Raw genomic sequence first — 17,591 nt, 5'->3', positions numbered from 1 at the left:
CATAGCCGATGAAACTGGCGATGAAATTGCGCACCCGGCTTTTCCTGAGCATTTCCGCGCTGATCACCGTCGCCTTGCTCGGGCTTCTGCTCGGGCTGGTCAGCGTGATGCAGATGGCCGGCAGCCAGGAAGCACTGATCCGCAGCAATTTCATCACCCTGGACCTGGGGCTCAAGCTGCGCCAGACCCTGGGCGACCAGTTAATCATCATGCTGAGCGAGAAACCCGATCCTGCGGCCTTCGCGGCCTCGAGGCTGCATTACTTCGAACTGCTCGAACAAGGCATTGCCCAGGAACCGGCAGAAACAGGCAGCGAATACGGTTTCAGAAAAGCCAAGGCCGATTACGAGCGCTTTATCCAGGCTTATGAAGCGTCCCCGGACACCTCGAAAGTGCTCAGCAGCCACGACGACCTCACCGATAAATTCAACGCGCTGCGCAATGGCCTGATCGCCGAGCACAAGCGCGCGCTGGATAACATCAACGATACCGAGCGCCAGGCTCGGGAGCGGGCACTGTTGATTGCCGGGTTGCTCGGTCTGGTGGGGCTGGCAGTATTGATCATCGGCTTTGTGACCGCGCAGGCCATGGCCCGGCGTTTCGGCGAGCCCATCGAGGCCTTGGCCAAGGCCGCGGACAATATCGGCCAGGGCAATTTCGATGTCACCCTGCCGATCTCTTCGGCGGTGGAGCTGAACCAGCTGACCCGGCGTTTCGGGATCATGGCCCAGGCGCTGCGTGAACATCAGGCCACCAACGTCGATGAGTTGCTGGCCGGTCAGCAGCGATTGCAGGCCGTGCTCGACAGCATCGACGACGGCCTGCTGATGATCGACCGTCAGGGCCACCTGGAACACCTTAACCCCGTGGCCCAGCGTCAACTGGGCTGGGACTCCGATCGCCTGGGCCAAGGGTTGGGCACGGCGCTGGAGCGCCCCGAACTCGACCAGCAACTGCAACTGGTGCTGCGCGGCGGCACGCTGGAGCGGGCGCCGGAAGACTTGGGTATCGAAGTCGACGGCGAATCGCGACTGCTGACCTATAGCCTGACCCCGGTCAGCCATACCCAAGGTCATATTCTCGGTGCCGTGATGGTGCTGCATGACGTCACGGAACAGCGTGCCTTCGAACGGGTTCGCAGCGAATTCGTATTGCGCGCATCCCATGAATTACGCACACCGGTCACCGGTATGCACATGGCCTTCGGATTGTTCCGTGAGCGCGCGCACTTTGCCCCGGACTCCCGGGAAGCCGACCTGCTCGATACCGTGAATGAAGAGATGCAGCGGTTGATGCAATTGATCAACGACCTGCTGAATTTCTCCCGTTACCAGAACGGATTGCAGAAACTCACCCTGGCGCCGTGTTCCATTGAGGCGTTACTGGAACAAGCCCAGTCACGCTTTGTCACATCGGCCAAAGAGAAGGAAATCAGCCTGTTGGTGGAGGTGCAGGGGCCTTTGCCCCGTTTGCAGGCCGACCAGCCACAGCTGGACCGGGTACTCGACAACCTGCTCGACAACGCCTTGCGTCATACCGGCTCCGGCGGGCGGATACGCCTGCAGGCCAGGCGCCATGGCGACCGGGTCATCATCAGTGTCGAGGACAACGGCGAAGGCATTGCCTACGGTCAGCAGGGGCGGATCTTCGAGCCGTTCGTGCAGGTTGGACGCAAGAAGGGCGGGGCCGGGCTCGGCCTGGCCTTGTGCAAGGAAATCGTGCAACTGCACGGCGGGCGGATGGGCGTCTATTCAAGGCCGGGGCAAGGCACTCAGTTCTACATGGCGTTGACCGTTTAAGTCGCGCTCACGCTTCATCATCCAGGCGCCGGCCAGCGGCGGCCAGACGCCTTCCCCGGGTAATCAATTCAATGAACTGCACGGCGCTCAGTGCGTGGGCGAACAGCCAGCCCTGGCCGAACTTCACGCCTTCACTGCTCAGGAACTCGGCCTGGGCCTCATGTTCGATGCCCTCGGCGATCACCTTCAGGTGCAGCGACTGGGCCATGTGAATGATGTGCGGGGCCACACCGCTGCTGGCGGCGTCATGACCCAATGCATCAACGAACGCCTTGTCGATTTTCAGGCAATCCACCGGCAGGGTTTGCAGATAGGCGAGGCTGCAATAGCCGGTGCCGAAGTCATCGATCAACACCTGGTGCCCGACATCCCGCAACGATTGCAGGTTTTCCCGGGCCACCACCACATCGACCAGCCCGCGTTCGGTGACCTCAAAGGCAATTTGCCGCGCAGCCACGCGATGCAGGGACAGCAGTCGCGCCATCACCTGGCCGATCCGCGGAACCATCACATCACATGCCGCGAGATTGACCGAGATATACAGTTGCGGGTTGGCACGCAGCAACTGGCCGAGCTGCTCGAGCAGGCGTTGCAGGACAAAGTCCGTCATCTGGCGAATCTGCCCGGTGTTCTCCGCCATCGGAATGAACAGGTCGGGGCTGGTCAGGCTACCGTCCGGCCTGCGCCAGCGCAGCAGCGCTTCGGCCCCGACACAGTTGCGGCTATCGAGGTCGAAGATCGGTTGATACAACACCTGCAATTCGCCACGGCGAATGGCGCCGGTCAGCTCGGCGTCCAGCGACTGCCGCTGGCGCACCAGCAGGAACACCAGGAACCCGACGCAAATGCCCAGCGCGAGACTGGCCGGCAGCAGCCACCACCAGACCGACGGAATATGAATACCGGTACGCGGGCTGATCAACACCAATTGATACTCCGGGTTGTCAGTGGGCATGCGGTATATCAGGCGTGTCTGGGTAATCTGCAGCGCATCACGGTTTTTCGGCGGCCAGGACTCGACCGGCGGCCAGATCTGAGAGGCGCCCAGCACCGGAATCGCGCGCGCACCATGGTCCAGGACAACCAGCAGACTGCTGCCCGGAGACAGGTCGACCATGTCGGTCAAATGCCCGCGAGAGGTCGCGACCCTGAAATTCCCGCGCCCGAGCATCAGCGCGGCGCGGTTTTCATCGGGTTCGGTGGTGGTGTTGAGCCAATAGCTGTAAGTCGGGCCTTTGATGTCTGGCGATCGAATCAGCGACAGCCCTTCCTGGCGAGGCCGATTGGAGCAGATGCGCGAGGAGTCCATGTAGGCGGCTTCGTAGACGAAGCGATAATTGAACGTAACCTGTTGCAAGGTCGCGATCATTTCAGCATCGCAGCCGCGCAACGGTTGTGCCTCAAGGTCGTCAAGGCTTTCACGCAGCTGCCCGAAGAGCTGTTCCAGGCGGGCGAGGAAGCGCTCACCCTGGGCATTCATTTCTTCGCTTTCGTTTTGCTCGACCTGGTGTATGGCGACGAACAGGCTGCCGGCCATCAATAACGTTGCGCTCAAGACAGCAGACATCAGCCCCAGGAACCAGGGGCGATGGAACCAACTATGGAAGGTCTCTCGAGCAGCTGGCATTGTGCAATATCCGATGTATTACCAATGAGTTATAGCTGCTGATTGGAAAAAAGCCCGAACCGTCGGGCGGGCGTCATTATTTTGTCTGATTCAACACCAATAACAGCGCCGCAGTTTGCGCATCCGGAGTGCCATCGAAGCGCGCCGGGCGGAAATGCATCTGGAATGCCGCAATCACATGCCGTGTTGCGACATCGAGTTCGCCAGTTTGTGGCGAGGCATAACCCAGGCGCGCCAATTGCGCCTGGAACCAGCTGATGCTCGGCAACTGCTCGGCGAACTGCATTTGCTGGCGCGCCACCAACTGCTCGTTCGGCCAGATGCCCACGCCTTCGGCGGCCAGACGCTTCCAGGGGAACAGCGGCCCCGGGTCCAGCTTGCGCAATGGTGCAATGTCGCTATGGCCGATAATGTCGCGAGGTTTTATGCCGTGGCGTTTGCTGATGTCCTTGAGCAATACGATCAACGACTGGACCTGATCTTCGGTGTAGGGATACCACACGCGCCCGGTCGGAGTGTCCTTGAAGCCCGGGTTGACGATTTCGATACCGATGGAACTGGAATTCAGCCAGGTCCGGCCATTCCACTCGCTCTCCCCGGCGTGCCAGGCCCGCAGGTTTTCATCCATCAGCTTGTAGATGGTGGCGCCCTTGTCGTCACCGATCAGGTAATGGCTGCTGACTTCACCATGGGTCAGCAATTGCAACGAACGCTCCAGCGAAGCATTGGTGTAATGCACCACCACAAATTGCACGCGGCTGTCGTGATTGGCCGAAGGGTGGCTGGTGTCGTAACGGGGCCCGCTGGCACAGCCAGCCAGCAGAACCAGTGACACGATCAGAGCTAAATATTTCATGGCGAAAGGCAGTACACACAAGACAATAATGCAACAGTGTAACGTAATGCCTTGCAGACTGAGGGCAATCGCATCGAATTAAACAAAATGGAACAAATGATCGTCAGCCCGGTTCCACCCGGTTGCGGCCGGCGCTTTTTGCGCGATACAGCGCCTGATCGGCTCTTTTAAGCGCCTGATCGCTGTGCTCACCCGGCCTGAACGCCGTCATTCCGATAGACACGGTGATCGTCACCGGCTCTCCCTTGAAGTGAAATGGACAGGCCTCAATTGCGGCTCGCAAGCTTTCCAGCAACTTCAGCCCTGCCGCCGGCACCGTGGCTGGCATTAACAGCACAAATTCTTCGCCGCCAAACCGGGCAATGAAATCCGTTCCACGCAGACGCTTGCGCAATACGGAGGCAATGATTTTCAGCACCTTGTCACCGGCCAGGTGCCCGTAGTTATCGTTGATGCGCTTGAAATGATCGAGATCAAGCATGGCCAGCAGGAGCGTGTTGCCATGTTGCTGCCATTGTTTGACTTCGTGATCCAGGCGCTCGCTCCAGGCCGCGCGGTTGGGCAGGCCGGTCAACGGGTCGACCAATGCCTTCTGGCGCTGCTCTTCAAGGTGCTCGCGGTAGCCCTGGGCCTCCTGCTCCATATGGGCGACCCGCTCCGCCAGGCTGTGCAGGCGTGCAGCGACCTCTTGCTCGCGCTCATCGCGCTGTTTCTGGTGCTGGTCCATGGTCCCCAGCAAGCCTTCGAGATGATTTTCCAGGACGTGCTTGAGGCCTTCGAGGTCCGCGGCCTCTTGCATGCTGCTTTGCAAGCCATCGACCTGTTCGCGGATCTGCGTGTCCATCTGCCGCGCAGCCGAACGATTGTCGGCGTGTCCTGCGGTGGCGGCCTGCAAGTTGCTCTGGAACGATTCGAGGCGCTCGTTCAATCGTTGCAGATAGGCTTCGAACTCGTGCTGACCGCTGTCGGTAATGGCCAGCATCAACGTGGCGAAGTCATCGAGAATCGGCAGCAATTCGTACCAGTTCAGGCCGTTTTTCAGACGATCGCGCATGGATTCGGCTTGCGGGCGATGACGTTCGGGCAATGTCAGGTCTTCGAGCAAACCCAGCAGCGTGTCTTCGATGTGGCTGGCCACCGAGCTGTAGGAAGGCTCGGGGGAATCCGGGAGCGCGTAGAGGATGTCGTGCCCGGATTGCGCCTGATCGGCGGCGACCACGTCCTCCGGCCCAATCGCAGGCATGGGCAAGCCATCCGGCGGTGCTTGCGCGATCAACTCATCGGGGTTGGCTTGCGGCTCAGGGGGTGTCGCGATGGTTTCCGGGGTCGGTTTCCCGGCCGATTCGATTTCTGTCGCGACAGCACTGGCTGATTGAGGCTGCACAGCCTGCGGGGCAGCAGCCACGGCTGTCGGCTGGGTCGGCGCGGGCTCGCCTTCAACCCGCCCGGCAGCGGGTACTTCGAAGATTGTCGGCTCCATCACGATCGAAGCCGACTCGATATTCGTCGCAGGCCCCTCGGCCACAAGGGCAGCCGGCGCAGCAATGGTAGCCATCGAGGCCACCGCCTCCTCTGCTTCACGAGCGCCGAACAACCGCTGCAGCAAGCCCGGCCGACCAGGTTCCGTCGGGGTCTCCAGCTGGCTCAGGGCCTTGCCTTGCAGGCCACTCAGCTCACTGAGCAACAAGGGTATCTCACGGGCCTGACTGACCCGCGCATCCAGTTGCTTGGCGAAGCTCTTGAGTGGTCGGCTCACATCCCGTGGCAGCGGCAATGTTTGCAGTTGAGTGACCAGCGCTGTCAGGGCGGCACTGGTCTGGTTGACCCGGGTTTCCCGACGCTGTTCCGAGTCAAGCACAGCTTTTTCCAGGCGTGGAATCAGCGCGGCCAGGCCGGCGTCCATGTCGTCGGTACGCACGACCTCGCGCATTTCCTTCATGCATTGGTCAACGGCACGGTCAGTGCCTTCCGCCGCCAGGGTGCTGCGCACCAGTCCACGACGCAGCAAGTCGAGCCGCGCATCCCAGCGACGTTCGAGCTTTTCCTGCTGTTCGATGCTTTTGAGGTATTTTTCTTTCCAGCGCTGTGCTTCGTCGCTCATTCATGGGATCCGCGAGGGGCAGGACTCAACGCGGGCAATGCATCGACCGTGAGCGAACCCGGCAGACGAATCTCTACCGCGACCGGCAGGTGATCGGAAATGGGCTGTGCCAGCACCTCGACCTTTTCCAGGGTCAGGCTCGGGCTCAGCAGGATATGGTCCAGGCAGCGCTGTGGGCGCCAGCTGGGGAACGTCGCTTCCAGTTGCGGCGCGAGCAGGCCGAGATCGCGCAACGCGGAGTTTTGCAGCAGGTCATTGGCATGGGTGTTCATGTCGCCCATCAGCACCTGGTGCTTGTAGTCGCCAATCAGGTCGCGGATGTAGGCCAGTTGCAGGCTGCGCGCCCGGGCGCCCAGCGCCAGGTGCATCATGACCACCACCAGCGCTTCCGGGCCCTCGCCGAACCGTACCAGAATGGCTCCACGACCCTTTGGCCCCGGCAACGGATGATCTTCAATGGCCCACGGGCGCAATCGGCTGAGCACACCATTGCTGTGCTGGGCCAGGCGACCGAGATTGCGATTGAGCTGTTGATACCAGTAGGGGAAGGCGCCGAGCTGGGCCAGGTGTTCAACCTGATTGACGTAGCCTGATCGCAGGCTGCCGCCATCAGCCTCTTGCAAGGCGACCAGATCGAAGTCGCCCAGCAGGTTGCCGATTTTCTGCAGATTGTCGGCACGCCCGGTGTGCGGCAGCAGATGCTGCCAGCCCCGGGTCAGGTAATGCCGATAGCGCTCGGTACTGATACCGACCTGGATATTGAAACTGAGCAAGCGCAGACGACTGTCTGCGGGCAGGCCCGTGGACTCCAGATGATGCTCGTTGACCCGCGGATCATGCAGGCCAACGATGCGTTCAGTACCCCATCGGCGCATGGCAGTGACTGCCCTTAGTTGGCGGCAGCCTTGTTAGCCGCTCGCTCTTTGTCGATCAGTTTGTCGGCCAGTTGCAGGGCCTGCTCCGCGCCACCGGCGGAGCCTACGTCAAAGCGGTACTTACCGTTGACGATCATGGTTGGAACGCCGGAGATTTCATACTTCTTGGCCAGTTCACGTGCCTTGACGATCTGACCCTTGATCGCGAAAGAGTCGAACGTCGCGAGGAACTTGTCCTTGTCCACGCCTTGGGTAGCGAGGAAATCGGCCATGTCGTTCTTGTCGGTCAGTTTCTTGTGTTCTTTCTGAATCGCATTGAACACCGCGGCGTGAACGTTGTGCTCGACACCCATGGCTTCAAGGGTCAGGAACATCTGGCCGTGAGCGTCCCACGGGCCACCGAACATGGCTGGAATACGTACGAAATTCACGTCCGAAGGCAGCTTCTCGACCCACGGATTGATCACTGGCTCGAAGGCGAAGCAATGCGGGCAGCCGTACCAGAACAGCTCTACCACTTCGATCTTGCCAGGCACGGCGACCGGAACCGGGTTGCTCAGTTCAACATAAGGTGCGGCGGGGGCTTCAGCGGCCTGGGCAGTCATGCCGAACAGGCTGGCAGCGGCAAAAACGGCGCTGATGATCAGATTACGCATGCTTCACTCCTGGACAATTTTTTCGCCTCGCGCGACCTGTCATCAGACAGGTCCTGGCGGGCTTGAGTTCTGTAGTGTAACGGCAGCGGCCACAAAAAAGGGCGGCCAAAGCCACCCTTTTTATACTCGTTGCAACGGATTAATCGAGCGTTAACGTTGCAGGTGATAAGCACCCCGTTCAACGCCCGATCCGCCGGCCTTAGTGCAGGCCTTGAATGTAGCTGGACACCGCGGCGATGTCTTCGTCGCTCAGTTTCTTGGCAATGGTCTGCATGGGCTTGGTATCGCCGTCGTTGGTACGGCCGCCGTCTTCCTTGCGGAAGTCGGTCAGTTGCTTGCCGACGTATTGAGCGTGCTGGCCACCCAGGTGCGGGAAACCGGCAGCCGCGTTACCGGCGCCATTTGGCGAGTGGCAACCGGTGCAGGATGGCAGGCCCTTGGCCAGGTCACCACCACGGAACAGGGCTTCACCACGAGCGACAATTTTCGGATCGGCGGCACCGACGCTGCCTTTCTGGCTGGCGAAGTAGGCGGCGATGTCCGCCAGGTCCTGATCGCTAAGGTTGGTCAGCAGGCCGGTCATTTCCAGAACGGTGCGCTTGCCCGACTTGATGTCGTGCAATTGCTTGGTCAGGTAGCGTTCACCCTGGCCCGCCAGTTTTGGAAAGTTTGGCGCCATGCTGTTGCCATCCGGGCCGTGGCAGGCGCCACATACGGCGGCTTTGGCCTGGCCGGCCTTTGCATCACCCGGTTGTACTGGCTCACCTGCAGCATGGGCCATACCGGAGATGCCCACGGTCAACAGCAGACTCACGATCAATTTCTTCATCAGCTAATCCAACTACGGCTAAGGGTTAAGAGTTATGGACCGGGTTTACTCGCTCATCCAGAGGATGATGGCTTGGTAATCCTCGGCACTGCAGTCCATGCACAAACCACGCGGCGGCATCGCCTTGAAACCCTGGGTCACGTGTTGCACCAGCGTCTCCATACCTTTTGCCAACCTCGGCGTCCAGGCTTCCTGATCGCCTTTTTTCGGCGCCATGGGGAGTTGGCCGGAATGACAGGCACCACAAACACGGTTGTACACCGCTTCCGGATCCTGTGTAGCCTGAGCGCTGTAAAGCGGCATCAAGACACCGGCAGCTAGCAGCCATTTCGTCATAAAACGACCTTTTCAGGGTTGAGAGCGTGCTGCGTTCTAGTGCGCAATCAAGGTCTGTCGCTCTCGTGAACTTCATCCTACGCTGGGACAAAGCGCACACAAAATCTGCGGCATTATATACTGGCGTCACTGAAACGGAAGCGACACTGCTTGCCGCGCCCATTCCTGGCGCCGCCCACATCGGAAATCCCATGCAACTCAAGAATCCCATCCTCGGTCTGTGCCAACAGTCCACCTTCATGCTCAGCGCCGCCAAAGTCGACCAATGTCCGGATGACGAGGGCTTCGAAGTCGCCTTCGCCGGGCGTTCCAACGCCGGCAAGTCGAGTGCCTTGAACACCCTGACCCATGCCAGCCTGGCGCGCACCTCGAAAACCCCGGGGCGCACGCAACTGTTGAATTTCTTCAAGCTAGACGATGAACGCCGTCTGGTCGACCTGCCGGGCTACGGTTATGCAAAAGTACCGATCCCGCTCAAGCAACACTGGCAGCGCCACCTCGAGGCTTATCTGGGTGGACGCGAGAGTTTGAAAGGTCTGATCCTGATGATGGACATCCGCCATCCGATGACCGATTTCGACCTGCTGATGCTCGACTGGGCCGTGGCGGCCGGCATGCCGATGCACATTCTGCTGACCAAGGCGGACAAGCTGACCTATGGCGCAGCCAAGAACACGCTGCTCAAGGTTCAGGCGGAAATCCGCAAGGGCTGGGGCGATCTCGTGACGATTCAGCTGTTCTCTGCCCCCAAGCGAATGGGCCTGGAAGAAGCCTACACCGTGCTGGCAGGCTGGATGGAGCTGGCGGACAAGGGTGCCGAGGTAGAAGCCCAGTAAGCCGCGAAAGCTGCCTGGGACAACCCAGGCAGCTTTTCGCCGGGCAAAAAAAACCCCGGACTTCATATGGGGAGGGAGAAGTTCCGGGGTTCAAGCTCTAGACCGCTAGGGCGGGGTCCAGATATCTGCCAACACTTAACACAACATAGGAGCATCGAAGGGCTTCACCAGCCATTCAGTAACTCTGAGTGGTGGTTCGCAAGATTAGTTCAGATTTTTTTCAAATAGCTTTGGAATAACTCTGATTATCTTCCGGTCTAAACGACTTGCGCCCTTCTGCCGCGGCACCATGGCGCAGCAGAAAAGGTTTTTCAGGGGGCTCAGTGAGCCTCGTCCCAGTTATTTCCAATACCCACTTCGACCAGCAATGGCACATCCAGTTTCGCGGCTTCGCTCATGTGCACGCGAATTTCATCGCGAACCTGATCGACCAGGTCTTCACGCACCTCCAGCACCAGTTCATCGTGCACCTGCAAAATGACTTTGGCGTCGAGGCCGGACGCGGTCAGCCAGTTATCCACCGCGACCATGGCTTTCTTGATGATGTCCGCTGCTGTGCCTTGCATCGGCGCGTTGATCGCCGTGCGTTCGGCGGCGGCGCGCTCTTGCGGCTTGTTGGAGTTGATGTCCGGCAGGTACAGGCGACGGCCGAAGAACGTCTCGACATAACCTTGCTCGGCGGCCTGGGCACGCGTGCGGTCCATGTACTGGCGAACGCCGGGGTAGCGGGCGAAGTAGGTATCGATGTAGGCCTTGGCGGTCTTGGTGTCGACGCCGATGTCCTTGCCGAGCTTCTGCGCGCCCATGCCGTAGATCAGACCGAAGTTGATCGCCTTGGCACTGCGGCGCTGGTCGGAGGTCACCTCGGCCAACCCGACCTTGAACACTTCGGCGGCGGTCGCGGTGTGCACGTCCAGGTTGTGGCGGAAGGCGTTCATCAGCCCTTCGTCCCGGGACAGGTGCGCCATGATCCGCAGTTCGATCTGCGAATAGTCCGCCGCCAGCAGCTTGTAACCGGCCGGGGCCACGAAGGCCTGGCGAATGCGCCGCCCTTCGGCGGTGCGCACCGGGATGTTCTGCAGGTTCGGATCGCTGGAGGACAATCGCCCGGTGGACGCCACCGCCTGGTGGTACGAGGTGTGGATGCGCCCGGTACGCGGGTTGATCTGCTCTGGCAGGCGATCGGTGTAGGTGCTTTTCAGCTTGCTCATGGAGCGGTGCTCCATCAGCGCTTTTGGCAAGCGGTGATCGTCTTCGGCCAGTTTCGCCAGCACTTCTTCGGCAGTGGACGGCTGGCCCTTGGCGGTTTTCTTCAGCACCGGAAGGCCGAGCTTTTCGTAGAGAATCACGCCCAGTTGTTTCGGCGAGCCGAGGTTGAATTCCTCGCCGGCGATCTCGAAGGCTTCACGCTCCAGCGCCACCATCTTCTCGCCAAGCTCGATACTCTGCACGCCGAGCAGTGCGGCGTCGACGAGTGCGCCCTGGCGCTCGATGCGCGCCAGTACCGGCACCAACGGGATTTCGATGTCAGTCAGCACACTGGCCAGGCTTGGAATGGCCGAGAGTTTTTCGAACAGGGTCTGGTGCAGGCGCAGGGTGATATCCGCATCTTCGGCGGCGTAAGGCCCGGCCTGCTCCAGGGCGATCTGATCAAATGTCAGTTGCTTCACGCCTTTGCCGGCGATGTCCTGGAAGCTCACCGTGGTGTGGTCCAGATACTTCTGCGCCAGGCTGTCCATGTCATGGCGCGTGGCCGTGGAGTTGAGCACATAGGACTCAAGCATGGTGTCGAAGGCGATGCCGCGTACGGTAATGCCGTTGTCCTGATCACCACCGATGGCGCAGTTGGCCAGGATGTTCATGTCGAACTTGGCGTGCTGGCCGACCTTGAGCTTGTTCGGATCTTCCAGAATCGGCTTGAGCGCGCGCAGAACAGTGTCGCGATCCAGCTGCTGCGGCACGCCGATGTAGGAATGGGTCAACGGGATGTAGGCCGCCTCGTTGGCCTGAACCGCGAACGACAGGCCCACCAGTTGCGCCTGTTGCGCATCGATGCCGGTGGTCTCGGTGTCGAAGGCAAAGAGCCCGGCCTTGTTCAGCTTTTCCAGCCAGGCATCGAATCGCGCCTGATCGAGGATGGTTTCATATTGGGCTTCAGTGGCCACAACGGGTGCTTCGGTCTCGGCGGCGCTAAACAGATCAGCCGCCGGCTCAGGCTCGGCAGCGCTGCTCAGTTCGATACGCTTGGCGTCCCGTTGCAGGTCGTTCAGCCAGCTCTTGAACTCCAGCAGGGTGTAGAGCTCGAACAGCTTGTCCGGATCTTCCGCGCCCATCTGCAAGTCGTCGAGGCCGACGTCCAGTGGCACATCAACCTTGATCGTTGCCAGTTGATAGGAGAGGAATGCCATCTCCTTGTGCTCTTCGAGTTTGGCCGGCAGGGTCTTGGCGCCGCGAATCGGCAGGGTCGGCACGATGTCGAGCTGCGCATAGAGCTCGGTCAGGCCGCCGTTCACACCGACCAGCAGGCCTGAAGCCGTCTTCGGACCGATACCCGGAACACCCGGAATGTTGTCGGAAGAGTCGCCCATGAGTGCCAGGTAATCGATGATCTGCTCCGGAGCGACGCCGAATTTCTCCTTCACGCCCTCCACGTCCATGCTGCTACCGGTCATGGTGTTGACCAAGGTAATGTGGCCGTCGACCAGTTGCGCCATGTCCTTGTCGCCAGTGGAGATAATCACCGGACGATCCGCCGCCGCGCTGCTGCGGGCCAGGGTGCCGATCACGTCATCGGCCTCGACGCCTTCAACGCACAGCAGCGGGAAGCCCAGGGCGATCACGCTCTGGTGCAGCGGCTCGATCTGCACGCGCATATCGTCAGGCATGCTCGGGCGGTTGGCCTTGTATTCGGCGTACATGTCATCGCGAAAAGTCCCACCCTTGGCGTCGAACACCACGGCGAACGGACTGTCCGGATACTGCTTGCGCAGGCTCTTGAGCATGTTCAACACGCCCTTGACCGCGCCGGTCGGCAAGCCTTTGGACGTGGTCAGCGGCGGCAGCGCGTGAAAAGCGCGGTACAGGTAAGAAGAACCGTCCACCAGGACGAGGGGGGCTTGGCTCATGAGCAGGATCAACCTTTTCGGCGGGTCCGGCGCTAGAATAGCGGGACCGTTGACGACAAAGGGACAAGGTTATCATGCGCACACCAAATCGCCTGTTGCTGGCTGGCTTGTTTGCAATCGCACCATTGGCCGTCATGGCGGCGGACGATGCGCCGACTGCGGAGCCGCAAGTCACGATCCACACGGAAGGGGACAAGGTCATTCAGGAATACCGTCAAAACGGCTTCCTGTATGCAATCAAAGTCACGCCCAAAGGCGGCAAGCCGTATTTTCTGGTGCGCGCCGACGGGTCGGACGGTAACTTCATCCGCTCGGATTACCCGGATATGCTGATTCCGGCGTGGAAGATCTTTGAGTGGAAATAGTTTCTTAATTTCAATTGGCGCTGGCTCAACAGCGGCGCCCGTACTGGCAGTTTAAACATGTCTGTGTTCACCCCCCTGGCTCGGCCCGAGCTGGAAGCTTTTCTCGCCCCTTATGGCCTCGGCCGCCTGCTTGATTTCCAGGGGATTGCCGCCGGTAGCGAAAATACCAATTTCTTTATCAGCCTGGAGCAGGGCGAATTCGTGTTGACCCTGGTCGAGCGCGGTCCGGTTCAGGAAATGCCGTTCTTCATCGAACTGCTCGACGTGCTGCACGACGCCAACTTGCCGGTGCCGTACGCCCTGCGCACCACCGACGGCGTGGCCTTGCGCGAACTGGCGGGCAAGCCAGCGCTGCTGCAACCGCGCCTGGCCGGCAAGCACATCAAGCAAGCCAACGCGCAACATTGCGCGCAGGTCGGCGAGTTGCTCGGCCATCTGCACCTGGCGACCCAGGCCAACATGATCAAGCGCAAAACCGATCGCGGCCTGGACTGGATGCTGGAAGAGGGCACGCAGTTTCTGTCGCACCTCGCTGCCGAACAGAAGGACCTGCTGCAACGGGCGCTGGAAGAAATCACCCGGCAGAAGGAAAAAATCCTGGCTCTGCCGCGGGCGAACATTCACGCCGACCTGTTCCGCGACAACGCGATGTTCGAAGGCACGCACCTGACCGGGCTGATCGATTTCTACAACGCCTGCTCCGGGCCGATGCTCTACGACGTGGCGATTGCCTTGAACGACTGGTGCTCGGATGACGACGGCGTGATCGATGGAGCGCGAGCGCGGGCCTTGCTGGGCGCCTACGCAGCCTTGCGACCGTTCACTGCGGCCGAAGCCGAGTTGTGGCCGACCATGTTGCGGGTGGCCTGCGTACGGTTCTGGCTGTCGCGTTTGATCGCGGCGGAATCGTTCGCCGGGCAGGACGTGTTGATCCACGATCCGATGGAGTTCCAACTGCGCCTGGCGCAGCGGCAGACCGTTAGCACACCTTTACCTTTCGCCCTTTAAAAGCTTCGCGAGCAAGCCCGCTCCCACATTAGACCGAGTTCTTCCATTTGGAATGCAGTCAAATGTGGGAGCGGGCTTGCTCGCGAATGGGGCACCGCAAATGTTGAGTTACAGCGACTCCAGACACCCCGCCAGATCATTGCCCAACTTCTCCAGCACCTGCTCATAGCCTTGAGCGGTGGCCGGCGTATACCCGCCCAGCGCATCCAGTTCAGCCAGTTTCACCGGCAACCCGGCTACCAGGGTTTCCGCCAGGCGCGGACGCAGCGGTGGTTCGCTGAACACGCAGGTCTTGCCGACTTCCTGTAACCGCGCGCGCATCGTCGCAACATGCTGCGCACCGGGCTGCACTTCGGCCGCGACACTGAACACACCCGCATGCTTGAGCCCGTAAGCGTCTTCGAAGTAATCGAATGCTTCGTGGAACACGAAGTAGGGTTTGCCCTGAATATCCGCCAGGCGCTTCTTCAGGCGCCCATCCAGCGCATCGAGACGCTCGTCGAAGGTTTTCAGATTGCTCTGATAGCGTGCGGCATTGTCAGGATCGGCGGCACTCAGGTCAGCCGCCATTTTCGCGGCAATGACCCGTGCGTTAACCGGCGACAGCCACAAATGCGCATCCAGGCTGCCCGGGCGGTGGTCGTGGTCATGTTCGTCGGCTTCTTCGGCGTGGGAGTGGCTATCTTCGGCAAAACGACGCAGTTTCATGCCTGGCAGATCCTGCACGGCGACGCTGGGCAGCGTACGACCATTGAGCACGCGCGGCAGGAAACCTTCCATGTCCGGACCGATCCAGTACAGCAGGTCCACCGATTGCACCTTGCGCACGTCGGATGGGCGCAACGCATAGTTATGCGGCGAGGCACCCGGCGGCAGCAAAACCTCAGGAATCGCCACGCCGTCCTGCACTGCCGCGGCAATCAGTTGCAGAGGCTTGATGCTGGTAAGGACCTTGACCTCGGCCTGCGCCGAACCGATCAGCAGAAAACTTGCGAAAAATGCGACAAAGATAGAAAAAAGTCGGGACACGATGACCACTCGAAGAGGCGAGAACGGGTAACATAATAACGTCTCTCACAAAACTCGTCGCCGCTCATGCTAAAAACACCGATTGCCAGCCGCCCCCACGACCACTCACATTGCGTTCACAGCGCTTTGTCCGAGGCCGATGCCCTGTGCGCACGTCAAGGTCTGCGCCTGACCGCCTTGCGCCGGCGAGTGCTGGAACTGGTGTGGCAAAGCCACAAGCCCCTGGGTGCCTACGACATTCTCGCGGTCCTCAGCGAGCAGGACGGCCGCCGCGCCGCGCCGCCGACGGTGTACCGCGCACTGGATTTCCTGCTGGAAAACGGCCTGGTCCATCGCATTTCCTCGCTCAACGCGTTCATCGGCTGCAATCACCCGGAACATGCTCACCAGGGTCAGTTCCTGATCTGCCGTGAATGTCACGCCGCGATCGAACTTGAGCAAAAGTCCATCAGTGACGCGATCATCGCCAGCGCCAGGGATGTCGGGTTTGTCGTCGAAGGCCAGACCGTCGAAGTGGTCGGTCTCTGCTCGGGTTGCCAGGGGGCTTGATGAGCAACGCGCTGATCCGTCTCGAGCAGGTTGCCGTCACGTTCGCCGGGCAACCGGTGCTGGACAACATTGAGCTGAGCGTCGAGCCGGGGCAGATCGTTACCCTGATCGGCCCCAACGGCGCCGGCAAGACCACGCTGGTGCGTGCCGTGCTTGGCTTGTTGAAGCCGGACAGCGGCAGCGTCTGGCGCAAGCCGAAGCTGCGGGTCGGTTACATGCCGCAAAAACTTCATGTCGATCCGACCCTCCCGCTGTCGGTCCTGCGTTTCTTGCGCCTGGTGCCGGGCGTGGACCGTGCGATGGCCTTGTCGGCACTCAAGGAAGTCGGCGCCGAACAGGTGATCGACAGCCCCGTACAAAGCGTTTCCGGTGGCGAAATGCAACGCGTGTTGCTGGCCCGGGCCTTGTTGCGCGAGCCTGAACTGCTGGTACTCGACGAACCGGTACAGGGTGTCGACGTGGCCGGCCAGGCCGAGCTGTACAGCCTGATTACCCGCCTGCGCGACCGTCACGGTTGCGGCGTGCTGATGGTCTCCCATGACTTGCATCTGGTGATGAGCACCACGGATCAGGTGGTTTGCCTCAATCGGCACGTCTGCTGCTCAGGCCATCCCGAGCAAGTCAGCGGCGATCCGGCTTTCGTCGAATTGTTCGGAAAGAACGCACAAAGCCTGGCGATTTATCACCACCATCACGACCACGCCCACGACTTGCATGGCTCGGTGGTCAAGGCGCCCGCGTCGGGCCATAACCATGTTCACGGAGATAGCTGCAAGCATGGCTGATTTTCTGCTCTACGCCCTGCTTGCAGGCCTGGCCCTGGCCGTCGTCGCAGGCCCGCTGGGGTCTTTCGTGGTCTGGCGGCGCATGGCCTATTTTGGCGACACGCTGTCCCACGCGGCCTTGCTCGGCGTGGCCTTGGGCTTTCTGCTGGATGTCAGCCCGACCGTTGCCGTCACCGTTGGCTGCTTGCTGTTGGCGGTGTTGCTGGTGACATTGCAACAACGCCAGCCTTTGGCCTCCGACACGCTTTTGGGAATTCTCGCACCCAGCACGCTCTCTCTGGGCCTGGTGGTACTAAGCTTCATGCACGAAGTGCGGATCGACCTGATGGCCTATCTGTTCGGCGACCTGCTGGCAATCAGTCCAACCGACCTGGCCTGGATTCTTGGCGGGAGCGCTGCGGTACTGATCTTGCTGGTTGCGTTGTGGCGCCCATTGCTGGCGATCACGGTGCATGAAGAACTGGCCAGGGTCGAAGGCCTGCCGGTGGCTGGGTTGCGCCTGGCCCTGATGCTGTTGATCGCCGTCGTGATTGCCGTGGCGATGAAAATCGTCGGCGTGTTGCTGATCACTTCGTTGCTGATCATCCCGGCTGCGGCGGCACAACGTCACGCCCGCTCGCCGGAACAGATGGCATTGGGCGCGAGCCTGCTGGGCATACTCGCCGTGTGTGGCGGGCTGGCACTGTCCTGGTTCAAGGACACCCCGGCCGGCCCCTCGATTGTGGTAACAGCCGCCGTGCTGTTTCTGCTGAGTTTTGTTCTGCCCCGTCGAGGGGTGTAGACTTGCTCGTTTTTTGCGCAAATAGAGAGTCGCA

Annotated in this window: 16 protein-coding genes; 7 read left to right on the top strand and 9 right to left on the bottom strand. The window is 60.6% G+C overall.

The genetic code is table 11. From position 1 onward, the window contains the following. Positions 1-8: 8 nt before the first annotated feature. Positions 9-1,799 (top strand): ATP-binding protein, encoded by a 1,791-nt coding sequence (locus ACLD1X_RS12020; protein WP_429367854.1) that lies wholly within the window; start codon positions 9-11, stop codon positions 1,797-1,799. A 7-nt stretch (positions 1,800-1,806) separates the two neighbouring features. Here ACLD1X_RS12020 and ACLD1X_RS12015 read toward each other — a convergent pair whose 3' ends face one another. From ACLD1X_RS12015 to ACLD1X_RS11985, 7 genes are all read right to left on the bottom strand, one after another. Next, positions 1,807-3,426 carry an EAL domain-containing protein gene (locus tag ACLD1X_RS12015; protein ID WP_429367852.1) on the bottom strand — a complete coding sequence of 540 codons (1,620 nt, stop codon included), beginning with the start codon at positions 3,424-3,426 and terminating at the stop codon, positions 1,807-1,809. A 76-nt stretch (positions 3,427-3,502) separates the two neighbouring features. Further along, positions 3,503-4,282, bottom strand: coding sequence for an N-acetylmuramoyl-L-alanine amidase (locus tag ACLD1X_RS12010; protein ID WP_429367850.1), 780 nt, complete (start codon positions 4,280-4,282; stop codon positions 3,503-3,505). Positions 4,283-4,385: 103 nt separating this feature from the next. Beyond that, positions 4,386-6,383 carry a diguanylate cyclase gene (locus ACLD1X_RS12005; protein ID WP_429367848.1) on the bottom strand — a complete coding sequence of 666 codons (1,998 nt, stop codon included), beginning with the start codon at positions 6,381-6,383 and terminating at the stop codon, positions 4,386-4,388. Then, on the bottom strand, positions 6,380-7,258 hold the full coding sequence (locus tag ACLD1X_RS12000) for an endonuclease/exonuclease/phosphatase family protein (protein WP_429367846.1): 879 nt from the start codon (positions 7,256-7,258) through the stop codon (positions 6,380-6,382). Before ACLD1X_RS12000 ends, ACLD1X_RS12005 begins: the two co-directional genes overlap by 4 nt. Positions 7,259-7,272: 14 nt before the next feature. Continuing rightward, positions 7,273-7,914: a thiol:disulfide interchange protein DsbA/DsbL gene (locus tag ACLD1X_RS11995; protein ID WP_046042669.1), complete on the bottom strand. Its 642-nt coding sequence runs from the start codon at positions 7,912-7,914 to the stop codon at positions 7,273-7,275. 199 nt (positions 7,915-8,113) lie between these two features. Further along, complete coding sequence (locus ACLD1X_RS11990) at positions 8,114-8,743, bottom strand: c-type cytochrome (RefSeq protein WP_429367843.1); 630 nt, start codon at positions 8,741-8,743, stop codon at positions 8,114-8,116. Positions 8,744-8,788: 45 nt separating this feature from the next. Further along, complete coding sequence (locus tag ACLD1X_RS11985; RefSeq protein WP_008002190.1) at positions 8,789-9,079, bottom strand: c-type cytochrome; 291 nt, start codon at positions 9,077-9,079, stop codon at positions 8,789-8,791. Between the two features lie 191 nt (positions 9,080-9,270). Here ACLD1X_RS11985 and yihA point away from each other — a divergent pair, with 191 nt between their 5' ends. After that, positions 9,271-9,915: a ribosome biogenesis GTP-binding protein YihA/YsxC gene (yihA, locus tag ACLD1X_RS11980; RefSeq protein WP_008018454.1), complete on the top strand. Its 645-nt coding sequence runs from the start codon at positions 9,271-9,273 to the stop codon at positions 9,913-9,915. A 320-nt stretch (positions 9,916-10,235) separates the two neighbouring features. Here yihA and polA read toward each other — a convergent pair whose 3' ends face one another. Further along, complete coding sequence (gene polA / locus ACLD1X_RS11975; RefSeq protein ID WP_429367840.1) at positions 10,236-13,040, bottom strand: DNA polymerase I; 2,805 nt, start codon at positions 13,038-13,040, stop codon at positions 10,236-10,238. Positions 13,041-13,114: 74 nt separating this feature from the next. Here polA and ACLD1X_RS11970 point away from each other — a divergent pair, with 74 nt between their 5' ends. Together ACLD1X_RS11970 and ACLD1X_RS11965 are read left to right on the top strand one after the other, a co-directional pair. After that, the gene (locus tag ACLD1X_RS11970) at positions 13,115-13,405 is read left to right on the top strand and encodes a DUF2782 domain-containing protein (protein ID WP_429367838.1); all 291 of its coding nucleotides are present in this window, start codon (positions 13,115-13,117) and stop codon (positions 13,403-13,405) included. Between the two features lie 57 nt (positions 13,406-13,462). Continuing rightward, positions 13,463-14,413, top strand: coding sequence for a homoserine kinase (locus ACLD1X_RS11965; protein ID WP_429367836.1), 951 nt, complete (start codon positions 13,463-13,465; stop codon positions 14,411-14,413). A 108-nt stretch (positions 14,414-14,521) separates the two neighbouring features. Here ACLD1X_RS11965 and znuA read toward each other — a convergent pair whose 3' ends face one another. Further along, positions 14,522-15,442, bottom strand: coding sequence for a zinc ABC transporter substrate-binding protein ZnuA (znuA, locus tag ACLD1X_RS11960; protein WP_429367834.1), 921 nt, complete (start codon positions 15,440-15,442; stop codon positions 14,522-14,524). A gap of 66 nt (positions 15,443-15,508) precedes the next feature. Between znuA and zur the strand changes: the two genes are divergently transcribed. The 3 genes from zur to znuB are packed head-to-tail and all read left to right on the top strand — an operon-like array spanning position 15,509 to position 17,557. Beyond that, on the top strand, positions 15,509-15,991 hold the full coding sequence (zur, locus tag ACLD1X_RS11955) for a zinc uptake transcriptional repressor Zur (RefSeq protein ID WP_413426151.1): 483 nt from the start codon (positions 15,509-15,511) through the stop codon (positions 15,989-15,991). After that, complete coding sequence (gene znuC / locus ACLD1X_RS11950; RefSeq protein WP_150702337.1) at positions 15,991-16,776, top strand: zinc ABC transporter ATP-binding protein ZnuC; 786 nt, start codon at positions 15,991-15,993, stop codon at positions 16,774-16,776. The genes zur and znuC overlap by 1 nt, the downstream gene beginning before the upstream one ends. Beyond that, complete coding sequence (gene znuB, locus ACLD1X_RS11945; RefSeq protein WP_429367831.1) at positions 16,769-17,557, top strand: zinc ABC transporter permease subunit ZnuB; 789 nt, start codon at positions 16,769-16,771, stop codon at positions 17,555-17,557. The genes znuC and znuB overlap by 8 nt, the downstream gene beginning before the upstream one ends. Positions 17,558-17,591 lie beyond the last annotated feature (34 nt).

This window comes from Pseudomonas sp. 18173, assembly GCF_050432945.1.
Taxonomy (GTDB): domain Bacteria; phylum Pseudomonadota; class Gammaproteobacteria; order Pseudomonadales; family Pseudomonadaceae; genus Aquipseudomonas.
The sequence above is the reverse complement of the archived record's forward strand: the minus strand, read 5'-3'. Positions and strand labels throughout refer to the sequence as shown.

Bases quoted from the DNA above. Each gene is read 5' to 3' on its own strand.
- ACLD1X_RS12020 (WP_429367854.1), top strand. From the start codon at position 9: ATGAAACTGGCGATGAAATTGCGCACCCGGCTTTTCCTGAGCATTTCC.
- ACLD1X_RS12015 (WP_429367852.1), bottom strand. From the start codon at position 3,426: ATGCCAGCTGCTCGAGAGACCTTCCATAGTTGGTTCCATCGCCCCTGG.
- ACLD1X_RS12010 (WP_429367850.1), bottom strand. From the start codon at position 4,282: ATGAAATATTTAGCTCTGATCGTGTCACTGGTTCTGCTGGCTGGCTGT.
- ACLD1X_RS12005 (WP_429367848.1), bottom strand. From the start codon at position 6,383: ATGAGCGACGAAGCACAGCGCTGGAAAGAAAAATACCTCAAAAGCATC.
- ACLD1X_RS12000 (WP_429367846.1), bottom strand. From the start codon at position 7,258: ATGCGCCGATGGGGTACTGAACGCATCGTTGGCCTGCATGATCCGCGG.
- ACLD1X_RS11995 (WP_046042669.1), bottom strand. From the start codon at position 7,914: ATGCGTAATCTGATCATCAGCGCCGTTTTTGCCGCTGCCAGCCTGTTC.
- ACLD1X_RS11990 (WP_429367843.1), bottom strand. From the start codon at position 8,743: ATGAAGAAATTGATCGTGAGTCTGCTGTTGACCGTGGGCATCTCCGGT.
- ACLD1X_RS11985 (WP_008002190.1), bottom strand. From the start codon at position 9,079: ATGACGAAATGGCTGCTAGCTGCCGGTGTCTTGATGCCGCTTTACAGC.
- yihA (WP_008018454.1), top strand. From the start codon at position 9,271: ATGCAACTCAAGAATCCCATCCTCGGTCTGTGCCAACAGTCCACCTTC.
- polA (WP_429367840.1), bottom strand. From the start codon at position 13,040: ATGAGCCAAGCCCCCCTCGTCCTGGTGGACGGTTCTTCTTACCTGTAC.
- ACLD1X_RS11970 (WP_429367838.1), top strand. From the start codon at position 13,115: ATGCGCACACCAAATCGCCTGTTGCTGGCTGGCTTGTTTGCAATCGCA.
- ACLD1X_RS11965 (WP_429367836.1), top strand. From the start codon at position 13,463: ATGTCTGTGTTCACCCCCCTGGCTCGGCCCGAGCTGGAAGCTTTTCTC.
- zur (WP_413426151.1), top strand. From the start codon at position 15,509: ATGCTAAAAACACCGATTGCCAGCCGCCCCCACGACCACTCACATTGC.
- znuC (WP_150702337.1), top strand. From the start codon at position 15,991: ATGAGCAACGCGCTGATCCGTCTCGAGCAGGTTGCCGTCACGTTCGCC.
- znuB (WP_429367831.1), top strand. From the start codon at position 16,769: ATGGCTGATTTTCTGCTCTACGCCCTGCTTGCAGGCCTGGCCCTGGCC.